This window comes from Amycolatopsis mediterranei (genome assembly GCF_026017845.1).
GTDB lineage: Bacteria > Actinomycetota > Actinomycetes > Mycobacteriales > Pseudonocardiaceae > Amycolatopsis > Amycolatopsis mediterranei.
This window is the reverse complement of the sequence record NZ_CP100416.1, coordinates 9,017,773-9,034,779: the sequence shown is the minus strand read 5'-3', so window position 1 is coordinate 9,034,779 and position 17,007 is coordinate 9,017,773. Positions and strand designations below refer to the sequence as shown.

The 17,007-nt window shown below is 70.6% G+C and carries 13 protein-coding genes; 5 read left to right on the top strand and 8 right to left on the bottom strand.

Annotated features, from left to right (window positions below):
- Positions 1-3: 3 nt before the first annotated feature.
- The 3 genes from ISP_RS40815 to ISP_RS40805 form a co-directional block, all read right to left on the bottom strand.
- The gene (locus ISP_RS40815; protein WP_230468586.1) at positions 4-1,917 is read right to left on the bottom strand and encodes an HEXXH motif domain-containing protein; all 1,914 of its coding nucleotides are present in this window, start codon (positions 1,915-1,917) and stop codon (positions 4-6) included.
- Positions 1,918-1,927: 10 nt separating this feature from the next.
- Complete coding sequence (gene fxsA / locus ISP_RS40810; protein WP_080582951.1) at positions 1,928-2,110, bottom strand: FxSxx-COOH cyclophane-containing RiPP peptide; 183 nt, start codon at positions 2,108-2,110, stop codon at positions 1,928-1,930.
- Between the two features lie 110 nt (positions 2,111-2,220).
- Entirely contained in the window at positions 2,221-3,399 is a 1,179-nt protein-coding gene (locus ISP_RS40805; RefSeq protein ID WP_013229637.1) for a TetR/AcrR family transcriptional regulator, read from the bottom strand.
- A 148-nt stretch (positions 3,400-3,547) separates the two neighbouring features.
- Here ISP_RS40805 and ISP_RS40800 point away from each other — a divergent pair, with 148 nt between their 5' ends.
- From ISP_RS40800 to ISP_RS40790, 3 genes are all read left to right on the top strand, one after another.
- Positions 3,548-4,759: an acetyl-CoA C-acetyltransferase gene (locus ISP_RS40800; protein ID WP_013229636.1), complete on the top strand. Its 1,212-nt coding sequence runs from the start codon at positions 3,548-3,550 to the stop codon at positions 4,757-4,759.
- A gap of 8 nt (positions 4,760-4,767) precedes the next feature.
- On the top strand, positions 4,768-6,939 hold the full coding sequence (locus ISP_RS40795) for a 3-hydroxyacyl-CoA dehydrogenase NAD-binding domain-containing protein (protein WP_013229635.1): 2,172 nt from the start codon (positions 4,768-4,770) through the stop codon (positions 6,937-6,939).
- Between the two features lie 109 nt (positions 6,940-7,048).
- Positions 7,049-9,382: a GH92 family glycosyl hydrolase gene (locus ISP_RS40790; RefSeq protein WP_013229634.1), complete on the top strand. Its 2,334-nt coding sequence runs from the start codon at positions 7,049-7,051 to the stop codon at positions 9,380-9,382.
- Here the strand turns inward: ISP_RS40790 and ISP_RS40785 are convergent.
- The 3 genes from ISP_RS40785 to ISP_RS40775 form a co-directional block, all read right to left on the bottom strand.
- Positions 9,379-11,430: an MMPL family transporter gene (locus tag ISP_RS40785; RefSeq protein WP_013229633.1), complete on the bottom strand. Its 2,052-nt coding sequence runs from the start codon at positions 11,428-11,430 to the stop codon at positions 9,379-9,381. The two genes, ISP_RS40790 and ISP_RS40785, sit on opposite strands and share 4 nt — an antisense overlap.
- Positions 11,431-11,544: 114 nt before the next feature.
- A complete protein-coding gene (locus tag ISP_RS40780) occupies positions 11,545-12,210 on the bottom strand; it encodes a response regulator (protein WP_013229632.1) in 666 nt (221 codons plus the stop codon).
- 7 nt (positions 12,211-12,217) lie between these two features.
- Positions 12,218-13,285 (bottom strand): sensor histidine kinase, encoded by a 1,068-nt coding sequence (locus ISP_RS40775; protein ID WP_013229631.1) that lies wholly within the window; start codon positions 13,283-13,285, stop codon positions 12,218-12,220.
- Positions 13,286-13,371: 86 nt separating this feature from the next.
- Here ISP_RS40775 and ISP_RS40770 point away from each other — a divergent pair, with 86 nt between their 5' ends.
- Both ISP_RS40770 and ISP_RS40765 read left to right on the top strand, forming a co-directional pair.
- Positions 13,372-13,842: a DUF3761 domain-containing protein gene (locus ISP_RS40770; RefSeq protein ID WP_013229630.1), complete on the top strand. Its 471-nt coding sequence runs from the start codon at positions 13,372-13,374 to the stop codon at positions 13,840-13,842.
- Between the two features lie 86 nt (positions 13,843-13,928).
- A complete protein-coding gene (locus ISP_RS40765) occupies positions 13,929-15,341 on the top strand; it encodes an MFS transporter (protein WP_013229629.1) in 1,413 nt (470 codons plus the stop codon).
- On the opposite strand, the gene ISP_RS40760 is transcribed toward ISP_RS40765, so the two are convergent.
- Together ISP_RS40760 and ISP_RS40755 are read right to left on the bottom strand one after the other, a co-directional pair.
- Positions 15,338-16,144 carry an SAM-dependent methyltransferase gene (locus ISP_RS40760; RefSeq protein ID WP_013229628.1) on the bottom strand — a complete coding sequence of 269 codons (807 nt, stop codon included), beginning with the start codon at positions 16,142-16,144 and terminating at the stop codon, positions 15,338-15,340. The two genes, ISP_RS40765 and ISP_RS40760, sit on opposite strands and share 4 nt — an antisense overlap.
- A 40-nt stretch (positions 16,145-16,184) precedes the next feature.
- Positions 16,185-17,000: an SAM-dependent methyltransferase gene (locus ISP_RS40755; RefSeq protein WP_013229627.1), complete on the bottom strand. Its 816-nt coding sequence runs from the start codon at positions 16,998-17,000 to the stop codon at positions 16,185-16,187.
- Positions 17,001-17,007 lie beyond the last annotated feature (7 nt).

Here is a 17,007-nt window from a genome sequence, read left to right as displayed (position 1 = left end):
CGGTCAGCTGCGGGCCGGCCGGGTGCCGGTCCGCAGCCAGCCGAGCCAGCCCGCGAGTTTGTCCGGCGTGTCCGGGGCGGTACCGCCGGCCGCCAGCCGGCGGTGCACGGCGCGGACGAGTTCGGGCTGGTGCAACAGCACGGATCCGGCCGGCCCGGTGACGGCCCGGGAGAGCGCGAGTCCCAGCCCTGTCCAGGCCGTCGGGCTGTCCGGATCGGCGGACAGCTCCGCCCGGTAGCCCTCGGCCGCCTGAGTGAACTGACCGGAAACGTAGGCGAAGTCGGCCGAAGTCGCTCCCGGCACGTCCTGCCAGCGCCGGACGAATCCAATGGGATCGGTGAGGGAAAGCCGGGTCAGATCCAGGCGGGCGTGGTGCCACAAGCCGTCTGGAACCGGCGTCGGGTCGGCGTCGGGCAGGAAGCCAAGCGCCGGGCGAGGGCGTCCGGCCGACCAGGCCGCAGCCAAGGTCCGGACGACCAGCGCGTCGGGTCGCAGGTGACGCAGCCGCCAGCCGGCGTAGTGGTCGAGCAGGGCCGCGCTCGCCGCGGTCGCCGAGGACGTCGGCACAGGCTCACGCCGCCACGGCCCGAGTTTCTCGGCGATCCGGCGCAGGAACCGCCCTCCATCGACGGTCAGCCACGGATCGGCCCGGAGCACCTCCAAGACCTGCCAAACGGCTTGCCGCCAGTAGGCGAATTCGAAATGGGCGATCCGTTGGAACGGTTCACCTTCGAGCCGGGCGAGTGCTCGCCAGAACGCCGTGACGCCGAAAAAGGCATACACACCTTGGAAAACGCCGCCGACCGGTCGAGGGTCGTCGCGCCAGGCGGTGTAAAACCGTTCGGTGGGGTCGTCCCCGTGCAGCTGCCGCAGGTGCATCAACCCGCTGAGCCGGTTGTGCTGGAACTCGTGCACCAGTGACGCGGCAAGCGACGCGCCGTCGGCGGGGCGGGAAATGACGGCGCTGCCGAAGGCCTCTCCACTCGACGCACTGGTGGTGCGGAACGGCTGCATCGGCCGCGGCACGAGAGAACTGAACCCGATCGGGAACGCGTCCGCCGTGTCGGGCAGGCAGCGGACGATCAGCCGCCAGGCCTCGTCGAGCAGGTGCCTCCAGTTCTCCAGCTCGTCCGCCGGAAGGCGTTGAGGGAGCACGGGTTCGAAGGAACCACGGTACGGATCGAGGTCGTCGAGGCATAGGGACAGCACGCGGTCACCGGAAACAGCCGTCACTTGGCGCAAACCCCACCAGCCGGGTCCGTCCGTCGCCGGGTCGGCAGGCACCCGGACGATCTGACGGCCGTTGTCCAGTTCCAGGACGGTCCCAGTCCGGCGCACCTCGGCAACCATGTAGGTTTCCGGTGGTTCCGGGTAGCGGAAGTCCCGGCCCGTGGCTAAGCCGCGGTTGTCGCGACATTCGGAGCCGTCCTGGAACCGGGCCACCCCGAGGCCGGGGAGCATCGCGGTGCTGGCCCAGACCGGGATGGTTGCGGTGAAGTCGAGGCCGGCGCGGATCGCCGCCGCGGCCGCGAGGGCGTGCAGGTGGCCGGTGTGCGTCCAGAGCGGGCAGACACCGGTGATCTGCCTACGCAGCAACCGGATCGTATAACCCGCCCACGTGCCGGTGTACGGGTGGCCGAGCAGGAGGTCGACGGCCTCGGGAGCCGAGTTCTGCGCCCTGGCCAGCAGGTCCCAGGCTTCGTCCGGGGGCGCGAGCGGCCCGCGCGCCACCGGATCCTTCGCGACGAGGTCGGTGATCGCGCGCACGAGAAGCAATCTCCTGCTGCGTTCCGCTTCGCGCAGCAGCCGCAGAGCGGCGATATCGCCTGTTCCGTTCGCGATGGCGTCGAAATCCGCCGTCCCGATCCGGTGGACCGGCAGTTCGCCCGGTGTCATCTGCTTCTGGCCCGCTGGCATGACGTCACAACTAGTGGTGCCAGCTGTTGTCGGCCTTCTGATCGCAGAACTGCGGAGCCGCCGATTGGTCGACCACACGGCGCAGGGCGCGTTGCAGCTCCGGGCTGTTCATGGTGCGCAGCGCGCTGAGCGGCACAGCACTCAAATCGACTAGTGGTGCGCCCGGGCTCGCGTGTTCGAGAACTGTGTTCATGTCCCATCCTCACTCACGAACGGAAAACGGCCGAGTCGCCACGTCAATGATGCCTGACCGGCGGGCCTGGCAGGAAGGGCGGAAGGTAGTGAACTGATCTGCGTTTGGGTTCAGGAGACGCCGAGGACCGTGTGCAGCAATGTCGTCAGCTCCGCCTCGAAGTGTGGCCTCGACGCGACACGGCGTGTCCGGGCCAAGTCGTTCGCGATGGTCAGCGCCGCGTGGACGGTGATCTTCGCTTCGCGTGCCGGCAGCGAAGGGCGCACCGCCGACAGCAGCGTCACCCACTGGGCGACGTAATCACGCTGAACCCGCAGCAGATCCGCCTTGTCGCGGTCGGGCATCGTCACGCGGTCCGCGGAGAACGACACCAGCAGTTCCGGCGTGTGCAGGATCGTGTGCACGTAGGACGCCGCCAAGCGCTGGAGTGCCGAGCGCTCGTCCGGGGCCTGGAGGGCCCGCTCCGCCGCCAGTGCCAGCCTGTCCGCCGCCCGGTGGCCGATGGCCACCATCAGGGCCGCCTTGCTGGGGAAGTGGCGGTACACGCTCGGGCCCGCTATGCCCGCCGCCGCTCCGATGTCCTCCATGCTCACGTCGTGGAAGCCTCGGTGGGCGAACAGGGCCGTTGCCTCCGCCAGCACCTGCTCCCGGCGGGACGGGGTGCCCAGCCGCAGGGAAGGCGGCTCGGGCACGGAAGACGGCGAGGGCAGTGTGGCGTTCAGCACATCGAGCGCCAGCTCGACCAGCAGTTGAGCGAAGCGGCGGCGGGCCACCGACGTGTGGTGGACCGACACGCTGCCGAACACCGACAGCGCTGCCCAGCAGAGCAGCTCGGCGTCTTCGGCCGGTAAATCCGGGCGCCGGGCCAGCAGAGCCTTCGACCACGCCGCCAGTGCCAGCGCCGACCGGCGGGCGATCTCGCGCTGGTCCTCCTTCGGCAGGTGCCGGCCTTCCCAGCGCCAGAGCGCCGCGATCTCACGACGTTCGACGGCCTGGGTGGCGAGCCGGCTCAGCAGGGATTCCAGCTGGTCAGACGTGGGAACCGAGTCCGAAAGCGCCGAAGCCGTCGCCTCCTCCAGATCGTCGAAGCCGCTCAGGACCACGTACGCCAGGATGGCCTGCTTGTCCGCGAAGTGCCGGTACAACGCCGGGCCCGTCACCCCCGCCGCGTCCGCGATGTCCTTGATCGACACCCCCGGGAAGCCGCGGGCGCGAAACAGCTCCGCCGCCACCGCGGCCAGCTGGGCCTTGCGGTCGCGGGGGCGCGAGCTGCGTTCGACGTCGGTCATGGTGAGTGAACGATAGCGGCTGATGGCACACCTGCAACCCATTGACACCATGGGGTTATCCGGCGATATGTTAATGGCCATTAGCCCTACTGGCCGGTATCATCGGCCACGGCACGACGACGTCCGACAGCTCGCGAGGAGATGTTCAGTGAGTAGCGAGGCCTACATCTACGAGGCGATCCGCACGCCTCGCGGCAAGAACAAGGGCGGTGCCCTGCACGGCACCAAGCCGGTCGACCTGGTGGTCGGCCTGATCAACGAACTGAAGGTCCGCCACCCGAACCTCGACCCCGCGGTGATCGACGACGTCGTACTCGGCGTCGTCTCGCCGGTCGGCGAGCAGGGCGCCGTCATCGCGCGCACCGCCGCGCTGAACGCCGGCCTGCCCGACACCGTCGCCGGCGTGCAGCTCAACCGCTTCTGCGCCTCCGGCCTGGAAGCCACCAACACCGCCGCGCAGAAGGTCCGCTCCGGCTGGGACAACCTGATCATCGCCGGTGGCGTCGAGTCGATGTCGCGGGTGCCGATGGGCTCCGACGGCGGCGCGTTGTTCATGGACCCGGCCACCGCCTACGACAACTACATCGTCCCGCAGGGCACCGGCGCCGACCTGATCGCGACCATCGAGGGCTTCTCCCGCGAGGACGTCGACCGCTGGGCCGTCCGCTCGCAGGACCGCGCCGAGGCAGCCTGGTCCGGTGGCTACTTCGCCAAGTCCGTCGTGCCGGTCAAGGACATCAACGGCGTCACGGTCCTGGACCACGACGAGCACCGTCGCCCCGGCTCCACGATCGAGGGCCTCGGCAAGCTCAAGCCCGCCTTCGCCGGCATCGGCGAGCTGGGCGGCTTCGACGCCGTGGCGCTGCAGAAGTACCACTCGGTCGAGAAGATCAACCACGTCCACACCGGTGGCAACTCCTCCGGCATCGTCGACGGCGCCGCGCTGGTGCTCGTCGGCTCCGAGCAGATCGGCAAGACCTTCGGGCTCACGCCGCGCGCCCGGATCGTGGCGACCGCGTCGATCGGCTCCGAGCCGACGATCATGCTCACCGGCCCCACGCCGGCCACCGAAAAGGTGCTGAAGACCGCGGGCCTCAAGCCCGAGGACATCGACCTGTGGGAGCTCAACGAGGCGTTCGCCTCCGTCGTGCTCAAGTGGATCAAGGACCTGCACCTCGACGAGGAGAAGGTCAACGTCAACGGCGGCGCGATCGCCATGGGCCACCCGCTCGGCGCCACCGGCGCGATGCTGGTCGGCACCGTGGTCGACGAGCTCGAACGCCGCCAGGCGCGCCGCGCCCTGGTGACCCTGTGCATCGGCGGCGGCATGGGCGTCGCGACCATCATCGAGCGGGTGTGAGGACCACAATGGCCGAGAGCAAGACCATCCGCTGGGACCAGGACTCCGACGGCATCGTCACCCTGACCCTGGACGACCCGAACCAGTCGGCGAACACGATGAACGCCGCCTTCCGCGAGTCGCTGGGCGTCACCGTCGACCGCCTGGAGGCCGAGAAGGACTCCATCACCGGCGTCGTCATCACGTCCGCCAAGAAGACGTTCTTCGCCGGCGGCGACCTGAACGACCTGATCCAGGCGAAGCCCGAGCACGCGGCCGAGCTGACCGAGGGCAGCTCCCTGATGAAGGGGCAGATGCGCCGGATCGAGCAGCTCGGCAAGCCGGTCGTCGCGGCGATCAACGGCGCCGCGCTCGGCGGTGGCCTGGAGATCGCGCTGGCGACGCACCACCGCATCGCCGCCGACGTCAAGGGCAGCCAGATCGGCTTGCCCGAGGTGACGCTGGGCCTGCTGCCCGGCGGCGGTGGCGTGGTCCGCACCGTGCGGCTGCTCGGCATCCAGAGCGCGCTGCTGAACGTCCTGCTGCAGGGCCAGCGGCACCGCCCGGCCAAGGCGCTCGAGCTCGGCCTGGTGCACGAACTCGTCGGTTCGGTTGAAGAGCTCGTTCCCGCCGCGAAGGCGTGGATCAAGGCGAACCCCGAGGGCGGCGTGCAGCCGTGGGACGTCAAGGGCTACAAGATCCCCGGCGGCACCCCGTCGAACCCGAGCTTCGCGGCCAACCTGCCGGCGTTCCCGGCGAACCTGCGCAAGCAGATCAAGGGCGCGAACATGCCGGCGCCGCGGGCGATCCTGGCCGCCGCGATCGAGGGCGCGCAGGTCGACGTCGACACCGCGCTCCAGATCGAGACGCGCTACTTCATCCACCTCGCCACCGGCCAGGTCTCGAAGAACATGACGAAGGCGTTCTTCTTCGACCTGCAGACCATCAACTCCGGCGGCTCGCGGCCCGACGGCTTCGAGAAGTACACCGCGAAGAAGGTGGGTGTGCTCGGCGCCGGGATGATGGGTGCCGCGATCGCGTACGTGTCGGCGAAGGCCGGTATCGACGTCGTCCTCAAGGACGTCTCGCTCGAGGCGGCCGAAAAGGGCAAGAGCTACGCGGTCAAGCTCGAGGAGAAGGCCCTCTCGCGCGGCAAGACCACGCAGGAGAAGTCGGACGCACTGCTGGCGAAGATCAAGCCGACCGGTGACCCGGCCGACTTCGCGGGCGTCGACTTCGTCATCGAGGCCGTCTTCGAGAGCGTCGAGCTGAAGCACAAGGTGTTCGGCGAGATCGAAAGCGTCGTCAACGCCGACGCGGTGCTGGGTTCCAACACCTCGACCCTGCCGATCACCACGCTCGCCGAGGGCGTGCAGCGGACCGAGGACTTCATCGGGATCCACTTCTTCTCGCCGGTGGACAAGATGCCGCTGGTCGAGATCATCTGCGGTGAGAAGACGTCGCCGGCCACGCTGGCCAAGGTCTTCGACTACACGCTGCAGATCAAGAAGACCCCGATCGTCGTCAACGACAGCCGCGGCTTCTTCACCTCGCGGGTGATCGGCACGTTCATCAACGAGGCCGTCGCCGCGCTGGGCGAGGGTGTCGAGCCGGCGTCGATCGAGCAGGCGGGTGCGCAGGCGGGCTACCCGGCGCCGCCGCTGCAGCTGATGGACGAGCTGACGCTGACCCTGCCGCGCAAGATCCGCAAGGAGACCCGCGAGGCGGTCGAGGCCGCGGGCGGCACGTGGAAGGCGCACGCGTCGGAGTCCGTGATCGACCGGATGGTCGAGGAGTTCGACCGCAAGGGCCGGTCGACGGGCGCGGGCTTCTACGAGTACGACGAAAACGGCAAGCGCACCGGGCTGTGGCCGGGGCTGCGTGACGCGTTCAAGTCGGGCTCGGCCGAGGTGCCGTTCGAGGACCTCAAGGAGCGGATGCTCTTCGCCGAGGCGCTCGAGACGGTCAAGTGCTTCGACGAGGGTGTGCTGACGTCGGTGGCCGACGCCAACATCGGCTCGATCTTCGGCATCGGCTTCCCGGCCTGGACGGGCGGCGTCATCCAGTACATCAACCAGTACGAGGGTGGCCTGCAGGGCTTCGTCGACCGGTCCCGCGAGCTGGCCGCCCGGTACGGCGACCACTTCGAGCCGCCGGCTTCGCTGGTGGAGAAGGCCGCCAAGGGCGAGATCTACGAATAAAGGCTGTCCGACGAAGGCCGTCACCTGTGGGTGGCGGCCTTCGTCGTGTCCGCCAATTTGTCCGCTTCCGTTCGCCCGGAAGCCACCGAACGCGGGTTAATCTCCGCCCATGCGCCGTTCCCTCACGGTGGCGCTCGCCGCCGCCCTGCTCGCCTCGACCTTGACAACGATGTCAGCAGCCGACGGCTTGAGTTCTGCCGACTTCGTCGATCCGCTCATCGGCTCCGCCGGGGACGGCAACACCTACCCCGGCGCCACCGCGCCCTTCGGCATGCTCGCCTGGAGCCCCACCAGCACCCGCGGCGACCAGACGTCCACCGGCGCCGCCAACGGCTACCAGTACGACGTCACCCGGCTCCGCGGCTTCAGCCTCACCCACGTCAACGGCGCCGGCTGCAATCCTGGCGCCGCGGGGGACGTGCCGATCCTGCCCTTCGCCGGTGCCGTCACCTCGTCGCCGACCGCCGACACCGCCGACGCCGTCTACGCGAGCAACTTCAGCCACGCCGACGAAGCCGCGACGCCCGGCCGCTACCGGCTCGGCCTGCAGAACGGCGTCACGACCGATGTCGCCGCCACCGAACGGACCGCGATCGGCACGCTGTCGTACCCGCAGGGCAAGCCGGCCAGCCTGCTCTTCCGGACGTCGAACTCGCTCAACGGCAGTGAGGACGCCGAGACGCACCTGGACGCGGCGAACCGGCGCGTGACCGGGTCCGTGCTCACCGGCGCCTTCTGCGGCCGCCGCGCGAACGGCGGCGTCAACAACCGCAAGTCCTACTACCGCCTGTACTTCACCGCGCAGTTCGACCAGCCCGTCACCGGCACCGGGACGTGGAAGGACGCGACGCTCCAGCCCGGCGGCACCGACCAGACCGGCGGCGAGGGCTACGCCACCGGCAAGGACCGCGCCGGACGCGGTTCCGGCGGCTACGTCACCTTCGCGCCCGGCAGCACGGTCACCATGCGGATCGCGATCTCCTACGTCTCCCTCGAAGGCGCGGAACGCAACCTCCGGGCCGAACAGCCGAAGAAGTCCACTGTGGACAGCCTGGCCGCCCGGACGAAGAAGGCCTGGAACGCCGAACTCGACCGGGTCCAGGTCACCGGCGGCACCGCCAACCAGCGGATCGCCTTCACCACCGCGCTCTACCACAGCCTGCAGCAGCCCAACCTCGTCAGCGACGTCGACGGCCAGTACCTCGGCATGGACCGGAAGCCGCACCGCGTCGAACACGGGCAGGACGCGCAGTACTCCAACTTCTCCGGCTGGGACCAGTACCGCGCGCAAGTGCAGCTTCTGGCACTGGCAGAGCCGCGCGTCGCCGGGAACTTCGCGCAATCGCTGTTCAACTACGCGAAGCAGAACGACGGCGTCTGGGACCGCTGGGTGCACGTCAACGGCGCGACGCACGTGATGACCGGCGACCCGTCGGCGGCGACGATCGCGACCTTCTACGCGATGGGCGTCCGCAACTTCGACTACCGCGGCGCGTTCGACTCGCTCTACAAGCAGGCGACGGTCCCGCGTCCCGAGGGCCTGCAGGACGGCGGCTGCCCCGGGCAGTGCGTCGGCCAGCGGCCCAACCTTGCGCAGTACCTGACTTCGCACTACGCGCCCAACGACGTCTGTCACTGCTGGGGCGGTGCCGCGGAGACGCTGGAAGACTCCGTCGCCGACTCCGCACTCGGACATTTCGCGGACCTGCTGGGTCGCACAAGCGAAGCCGCGGCGCTGCACGCGCGGGGCGCGTACTGGCGCAATGTCTTCAACCCGGACACCGGCTACACGCAGGCCCGCAACGTCGACGGCAGCTGGGTGACGCCGTTCGACCCGGGGAGCGACCGCGGCTTCGCGCAGGGCAGCGCGGCGGCCTACACGTGGATGGTCCCGCAGGACGTCTCCGGTCTCGCCGCCGCGATGGGCGGCAAGGCCACCGCGGTCACCCGGCTCGACGGGTTCTTCCACGACGGCGCAGGCAACTGGCTGCTGAAGGGCGGCGGCCCGCTCAAGTACGACCCGACGAACGAGCCCGACATCCACGCGCCTTGGCTGTACAACGAGCTCGGGCAGCCGTGGAAGACCCAGGAGACCGTCCGGCAGCTGGTGAACTCCGTCTACGGCACCGGTCCGTCCGGGCTGCCCGGCAACGACGACCTCGGCACGATGTCCGCCTGGTACGTCTTCGCCGCGCTCGGCGTCTACCCGCGCACGCCGGGTTCGGGCGAGCTGCTGCTGTCGAGCCCGCTGTTCCCGGGCGCCGTGATCCGGCCGGCGGGTGGCGCACCGATCCGGATCACGTCGTCGGGGAGCGGGAAGTACGTCCTGGACGTCCGCCGGGACGGCCGGCCGCAGCGCGACTGGAAGGTAGACGCGTCCTTCCTGCGCGGCGGCAGCCTGGACTTCCGCCTGTCCGAGACGCCGGCGACCTGGGCGAGTTAGGGCTCCAGCGCGAAGTGCGGGAGCCGGCGGTCCAGCCACCGCGGCAGCCACCAGGCCCTGGCCCCGAGCAGCCGCATGATCGCCGGGACGAGCAGGCAGCGGATCACCAGCGCGTCCAGCAGCACCGCGACCGCCAGGCCGAGACCGAACTGCGCCAGCATCCGGGACGGGTCCAGCAGGAACGCGCCGAACACGAGCACCATGATCGCGCCGGCCGCGGTGATCACGGCGCCCGTCGAGGCGAGGCCTTCGCGCACCGCCAGCCGCGCGTCGCCGGTTCGCCGCCACTCCTCGTGCATCCGGGAGACCAGGAACACCTCGTAGTCCATCGACAGCCCGAAGACGATCGCGAAGATCATCACCGGCACGAACGCCTCGATCGGGCCCGGCTGCGCGCCGAACCAGCCGTCGCCGAACACCAGCGTCATGACGCCGAGGGACGCGCCGATGCTCAGCAGGTTCAGCAGCGCCGCCTTGAGCGGGATCAGGATCGACCGGAACACCACCATGAGCAGCAGCGCCGACAGCCCGACGACGACCAGCACGAACAACGGCAGCCGATCCGCGACTGCGCCGGCGAAGTCCGTCGCGGCCGCGACCGAGCCGCCGACGAGGTAGTGACCCGGCAGCGTCGGCAGGACGTCGGCGCGCAGCCGCGTCACCAGTTCGGCGGTCGCTTCGTCCTGCGGTGACGTCGCCGGGAAGACCAGGACGGTCTTGCCCGTCGGCGGCAGGACCCGGGCGATGCCGGGGGTGTCCGCGAGTTTCCGTTGCAGCGCGAGGGTGTCACCGTCTTCGGTGACGATCGCGAGCGGGCCGGTGAAGCCCGGGCCGAAGCCCTCGGCCAGCAGGTCGTAGGCCTGCCGCGTGGTGGAACCGGCCGGGTCGGTGCTCGCGTCGGCGAACCCGAGGCGCATCCCGGCGGCCGGAATGGACAGTCCGATGAGGACGGTCAAGCCGATGGCGAGCGGCGCCACCGGACGTCGCTGGACGCCGTCGGCGAGCCGTCGCCACGCCTTGCCGTGCTCCTTCCGAAGAGCGTGCCGGCGGATCCCGCGTTCGACCCGCTTGCCGAACAGCGAGAGCAGCGCGGGCAGGAGCGTGACGGACGCGAGCATCGTCATCAGGACGGTGAGCGCGACGGCCAGCGCGACCCCGCGCAGCCCGCCGAGCCCGAGCGCGAGGAGGCCGAGCAGCGCGATGATCACGGTCGTCCCGGCGAACAACACCGAGCGGCCGGCGGTGTCGAGCGCCCGCCGCGCGGCCGAGTCGCGATCGTAGCCGGCGAGGATTTCGGTGCGGTAGCGGGAAAAGATCAGCAACGCGTAGTCGACGCCGACGCCGAACCCGACCAGCATCATCAGCGGCGAGGTGTAGCTCGCGATGTCGACGAAGTGCGAGACGACGGTGATCACGCCCAGTGTGCTGCCGACGGCGAACACCGCGGTGAGCACCGGCAGCCCGGCCGCGAGCAGCGAGCGGAACAGGAACACGAGGATGACCAGCGCGGCGAGCAGGCCGACACCCTCCGCGGGGCCACCGCTCTTGGCCGTCCGCTCGATCGGGTCCCCGGCGAGCGCGACCTCGACCGGGCCGGCCCGCTTCGCGGTGTCGGCGAACTTCACGATGTCGTCGTAGGGCAGGTCGGTCGAAGCCGCGTCGAAGGTGACGGTGGCGTAGCCGATCCGCCCGTCGGCCGAGAGCGTCTCGAGCGGGTCGCTCACCGAGCGCACGTGCGGCAGGGACCGGACCTCGCCGAGCATGGTGGCGATCGGCGCGCGGTTCGCGGCGAGCCCGCCGTCGGCCTTCAGCACGATCTGCGCGCTCGCGCCGGATTGGGCGGTGCTGTGGAGCAGGTCCACGACCTGCTGGGATTCGGTGCCGGGCAACGAGTTGTCGTCGTGGAACGCGCTGCCGGCGAGCTGGGCGGTGAACGTGACGCCGATGAGGACCAGCGCCCAGAGCGCGACGGCGAGCCACCGGTGGCGCTGCGCCCAGCCGGCCAGCCGCGCCAGGGCGCCGCCGGGGGTACGAGTGATGGTGTCCATGGTGGACAAGGATTCGCGAGCGGGGCCCTACCGCGCGTCGCGCAGCGGAGGACACTTCACGTCCTCCCGGTGGTGTCCCTTAAGGCCGTTCCCGTACACCCGGGGGAGTACGGGTCAGGGAGCCAGCCACCGCGGCGTCACCGCGCCGGACTCGTAGGCGAGGACGACCAGCTGCGCGCGGTCGTGCGTGCCGGTCTTGGTCATGATGCGGCTGACGTGCGTCTTCGCCGTCGCCGGGCTGAGGGTGAGCTCGCGCGCGATCTCGTCGTTCGACAGCCCCGCCGCGACCAGGGACAGCACTTCGCGCTCGCGGTCGGTGAGCCGGTCGAGCGCCGGGGACGCTGCCGGGCGGGTGCCGCGCGCGGCGAACTCGGCGATCAGCCGCCGGGTGATCGACGGCGCCAGCAGCGCGTCGCCGCGGGCGACCACGCGCACCGCGTGGATCAGCTCCTCGGGTTCGGTGTCCTTGACCAGGAACCCGCTCGCGCCGGCCCGCAGCGCACCGTAGACGTCTTCGTCGAGGTCGAACGTCGTGAGGATGACGACCCTGGTCGACACGCCCGGGTCTTCGAGGAGGTGGCGGGTGGCGGCGAGGCCGTCGAGCTCCGGCATCCGGATGTCCATCAGCACGACGTCGGGGTGGTGGTCGTGCGCGGCCTGCAGCGCCTCGCGGCCGTCGGCGGCCTCGGCCACGACCGTGATGTCGTCCTCGCCGTCCAAAATGGACCGGAAGCCGGCGCGGACGAGCCGCTGGTCGTCGACGAGCAGGACCCGGATCATCGGCCCATCATCGCACCGGCAGCCGGGCCCGCACCCGGTAACCGCCGTCTTCGCGCGGCTCCGCGGTCAGTTCGCCGCCGAGCGCCCGCGCGCGTTCGGCCATCCCGCGGATGCCGTTGCCCGCCGGGGCCGCGCCGCCGCGTCCGTCGTCGTCGACGGCCACGGTCAGCTCGTCGGCGCCGTAGCCGAGCCGGACGACGACGGTCTTCGCGCCGGCGTGCTTGGCGACGTTCGTCAGCGCCTCCTGGACCACCCGGAACGCCGCGTGCTCGACGTCCGGCGGCAGCTCCCGGGCGACGCCGTCGATCTCGGTGCGCACGGTCAGCCCCGACGCACCGACGGATTCGGCCAGCTCCGCCACCCGCTGCAGGCTCGGGCCGCCGGTCTGGCGAAGCATGCCGAGCGTCGTGCGCAACTCCTGGAGTGCGGTCTTGCTGGCGTCCTTGATGGCGCCGAGCGCTTCCTCGGCCTGCCCGGGGTCACGGCGGTGCAGCGCGGCGCCGGCCTGGACGTTGATCAGCGCGAGGTGGTGGCCGAGGACGTCGTGCAGCTCGCGGGCGATGCGCAGGCGTTCGTCGGTCGCACGCGCCCGGGCCTCGGCTTCCTTGGTGCGCTCGGCCTCGGCGCGGTAGTGCGCGACGGCGCCGCCCGCGACCAGGGCGACGAACCAGCCGGTCATCAGGAAGAACGCGAAGTTGTCGACGTGCCGCCCGGTCCGCGAGCTGATCTCGCCCGCGGTGACACCGGCCATCGCCGCGACGACGAGCAGTGCGGCGCCGCGGATCCGCCCGGCCGCGGCGGCGTTGTAGAGCGCGTAAGCGAAGGCGAGCAGGACGAGGCCGTCGGGGTCGGTCAGGGGGTAGTAGAGCGCGCAGCAGACGAGCGCGAACCCGGCGACGCTCAGCGGGTAGCGGCGCCGGAAGAAGAGGGCGGCGCAGCAAACGATCGTGAGCACCCACCCGATCGTGGCTTGGTGGGCGGGCTTGGCACCATCGTTGAGGACGGCGAAGAGCGAGCCGGCGAGCACCGCGGCGACGACCGCGAGCTCGGCCGCGTACCGCCGTAGCCAGGACATACGCCGAGTCTAGGCGGCGGGGCTTGTAACAAAGGTTCTCCGGGCGCCGACTACGCGGCATTGTTTCGTGGCGCTAAGGAGTCTCGGTGAACAAGAAACTGGCGTGGGTCTTCGCCGCGGGTTTGCTGGTCGCGGGCTGTGGCGCCGGCCCGGTACCCCAGCAGGACACCGGGCACCTCGGTGTGCTGGACGCTCCGACGTCGACCTCTTCGACGCCCGCGTATTCCGTTCCGGTCACGACCGAGGCCCCGCCCACGACGTCCGAAGCGCCCAGCGTCACCAGCGTGCCGACGACACCGCAGGCCGTCGCGCCGAAGGCGGCCGTCCCGAAGACGACGGCCCCGAAACCCGCGGCGCCGAAAACCACCGCACAGGCCGCGCCCGCGCCTGCCGAATGCGGCGCCGACTACTACCGCAACTCGGACGGCAACTGCGTCCACCGGCCCAGCGACAACCCCGCCGGCGCGACGGCCCTGTGCAAGGACGGCACCTACAGCTACAGCCAGCACCGCTCGGGCACCTGCTCCGGCCACGGAGGCGTCCGAACCTGGTTGTGACGAGAACACCATCCGGGCGGTAATCCCCCAGTGCGTAGGTACAGTGCACGAAGTTGCATGACGTGTACTAAGTACCCACTGGGGGTGTGGTGGTGTCCCGTTCCGCGCCGTCCGGCCGCGCGATCGTCGTGGTGCTCGCCTCGTGCGGGCTCGTCGCGTCGTTCATGCAGACGCTGGTCGTGCCGCTGATCCCGGTCTTCCCGCGGCTGCTGCACGTCCCGGCGGCCGACGCGTCCTGGGTGGTCACCGTCACGCTGCTGGCCGCGTCCGTGATCACCCCGGTCAGCGGGCGGCTCGGCGACCTCTACGGCAAGCGGCGGATGATCCTCGTCAGCCTCGCGCTGCTCATCGTGGGTTCGGTCGTCTCCGCGACGACCAGCGCGCTCGCGTTCCAGATCCTGGGCCGCGGGCTGCAGGGCTGCGCGATGGGCGTGATCCCGCTCGGCATCAGCATCATGCGCGACGAACTCCCGCCCGAACGCGTCGGCGGCGCGATCTCGCTGATGAGCGCGACGCTCGGGGTGGGCGGCGCCATCGGCCTGCCGGTCGCGGCCGTGGTGGCCGAGAACGCAGACTGGCACGTGCTCTTCTGGACCGCCGCCGGGCTCGGGCTGGCGTGCGCGCTGCTGATCATGACCGTGGTGCCCGAGTCGCCGCTGCGCACGCCCGCGCGGTTCGACTACTTCGGGGCGTTCGGCCTGGCCGCCGGGTTGCTCTGCCTGCTGCTGCCGGTGGTCAAGGGCGGCACGTGGGGCTGGGGCAGTGCCCGGACGCTCGGGCTGGCCGCGGCCGCCGTCGTCGTCCTGGTGGCTTGGGGCGCCTACCAGCTGCGCCGCCGCGATCCGCTGGTCGACCTGCGGGTGTCCGCCCGCCGCCCGGTGCTGTTCACGAACCTCGCCTCGATCATGGTCGGCTTCGCGCTGTACGCCATGGCGCTGTCGTTCCCGCAACTGCTGCAGGCGCCGGCGTCGACCGGCTACGGGCTGGGCCAGACGATGGTCGAGTCCGGCCTCACCCTGGCCCCGAACGGCCTGGTGATGATGCTGCTTTCGCCGGTTTCGGCACGGCTCATCGCCCGGTTCGGCCCGCGCCCGACGCTGATGAGCGGTGCGCTGGTGATCGCCGCCGGGTACGCGTTCGCGATCGTGCTGATGGACAACGCGCTGGAGCTGATCACCGCGTCGGTGATCATCGGCGCCGGTGTCGGCATCGCGTACGCGGCGATGCCCGCGCTGATCATGGGTTCGGTACCGGTCACCGAAACGGCGTCGGCGAACGGCCTGAACTCCCTGATGCGCTCGGTCGGCACGGCGATCTCCAGCGCGGTGATGGCGGCGATGCTGGCCCAGCTGACGATCAGCGTCGGCGGGCTGGCGGTGCCCTCGCTGTTCGGCTTCCGCGCGACGTTCGCGGTGGCGGCGGGCGCCGCACTGGCGGGCGCATTGCTGGCGGCGCTGGTCCCGAAGCGGCGGACCGCGCCGGAGCTGGTCGCCGCCTAGTCCTTGCGCGCCACCAGGGCCAGGCCGCCGCACTCCGCCGGGTTCGGCGGCATCTCCGCGGGGTCGTCCGGGCGCCACTCGGGGATGAACACGATGCCCGGGTCGACGATTTCGAAGCCGTCCACCAGGGCCCGCAGCTCGTCGGCCGAGCGCGGCGTCACCGGGTTAGCGCTCTTCTGGTACATCGCGACCGCGCGGGCCGTTCCGTCGCTCTGCTGCTCGTAGGTGGCCGACGACAGGGCGAGGTAGCTGCCGGGCGCGAGCGCGTCGCGGTAGGTAGCGATCAGCCGGGCCGGGTCGCGCTCGTCCGGGATGAAGTGCACGAACAGCGCCATCACCACCATCACCGGCTGGTCCAGGTCCAGCATCATCTCGGTGATGTCGTGTTCGAGGACGTCGTCGGGGAACTCGGCGTCGGCGTGCACCATGGCCGCGTTCTCGTTGTCCTCCAGCACGATCTCGCTGTGCGCCACGGCGACCGGCTCGTTGTCGACGTAGACGACCCGCGCCTTGGGGTCGACGGCCTGGGCCACCTCGTGCACGTGCCCCACGGTCGGCATGCCGGAGCCGATGTCGAGGAACTGCCGGATGCCCTGGTCCATCCCGAACCGGATGGCCCGGCGCAGCCACTGCCGGTTGAGCCGCGCCCGCTCACGCGCGTTCGGCTGCGCGGCCAGCACCTGCTCGGCGAACATCCGGTCGACGGCGTAGTTGAGCTGCCCGCCGAGGATGTAGTCGTACACGCGCGCGGCGTTGGGCTTGTCGAGGTCGATGCCCCGCCGCGCGTACTCGTCTTCGCTCATCCGCCGCTCCCCGGAGTCAGGTGTGACGCGAGAATAGCCGTCAACCGGCGCGCTGGTCCTTGCGGACCACCAGCGCGAGCTGGCTCGCCTGCTCCGGGTGGTCGCCGACCTGACCGGGGTCGTCCGGCCGCCACTCCGGGGTGAACACGATCCCCGGCGGCACGAGCTCGAAGCCGTCCACCAGCGCGCGCAGCTCGTCACGTGAGCGCGCGACGACGTCGGTGCCGCTGCTGCGGTACATCTCCGCCGCGCGCCGGACCTCTTCGCCCTGTCCCTCGAACGTGCCCGACGACAGCGCCAGGCAGCTGCCCGGGACCAGCGGGTCGAGGTAGGCGGCGATCAACCCGGCCGGATTGCGCGAGTCCGGGACGAAGTGGATGAACGCCGCCATGATCACCATCACCGGCTTGCCGAAGTCCAGCAGCCGCTCGGTCGTCGGGTGCTCGAGGACGGTGTCCGGGAACTCGGCGTCGGCCTGCACCATTTCCGCGTTGTCGTTGTCCTTCAGCACGATCTCGCTGTGCGCGACCGCGACCGGCTCGTTGTCGACGTAGACCACGCGGGCTTCCGGGTCGATCGCCTGGACGACTTCGTGCACGTGTCCCACGGTCGGCATGCCGGAGCCGATGTCGAGGAACTGGCGGATGCCCTGCTCGGCGCCGAACCGGACGGCGCGGCGCAGCCACCGCCGGTTCAGCAGGGCCAGGTCCCTGGCCTCCGGCCGCACCTCGAGGATCCGCTCGGCGAACTCCCGGTCGATGGCGTAGTTCAGCTTGCCGCCGATCAAGTAGTCGTACACGCGAGCCGCGTTCGGCTTGTCGAAGTCGATTCCGCGCTTCGCGTGCTCCTCGGTCATCGGGTGA

Excerpts from the sequence above, each read along its gene's own strand:
- ISP_RS40815 (WP_230468586.1), bottom strand. The coding sequence starts at position 1,917 with ATGCCAGCGGGCCAGAAGCAGATGACACCGGGCGAACTGCCGGTCCAC.
- fxsA (WP_080582951.1), bottom strand. The coding sequence starts at position 2,110 with ATGAACACAGTTCTCGAACACGCGAGCCCGGGCGCACCACTAGTCGAT.
- ISP_RS40805 (WP_013229637.1), bottom strand. The coding sequence starts at position 3,399 with ATGACCGACGTCGAACGCAGCTCGCGCCCCCGCGACCGCAAGGCCCAG.
- ISP_RS40795 (WP_013229635.1), top strand. The coding sequence starts at position 4,768 with ATGGCCGAGAGCAAGACCATCCGCTGGGACCAGGACTCCGACGGCATC.
- ISP_RS40790 (WP_013229634.1), top strand. The coding sequence starts at position 7,049 with ATGCGCCGTTCCCTCACGGTGGCGCTCGCCGCCGCCCTGCTCGCCTCG.
- ISP_RS40785 (WP_013229633.1), bottom strand. The coding sequence starts at position 11,430 with ATGGACACCATCACTCGTACCCCCGGCGGCGCCCTGGCGCGGCTGGCC.
- ISP_RS40780 (WP_013229632.1), bottom strand. The coding sequence starts at position 12,210 with ATGATCCGGGTCCTGCTCGTCGACGACCAGCGGCTCGTCCGCGCCGGC.
- ISP_RS40775 (WP_013229631.1), bottom strand. The coding sequence starts at position 13,285 with ATGTCCTGGCTACGGCGGTACGCGGCCGAGCTCGCGGTCGTCGCCGCG.
- ISP_RS40760 (WP_013229628.1), bottom strand. The coding sequence starts at position 16,144 with ATGAGCGAAGACGAGTACGCGCGGCGGGGCATCGACCTCGACAAGCCC.
- ISP_RS40755 (WP_013229627.1), bottom strand. The coding sequence starts at position 17,000 with ATGACCGAGGAGCACGCGAAGCGCGGAATCGACTTCGACAAGCCGAAC.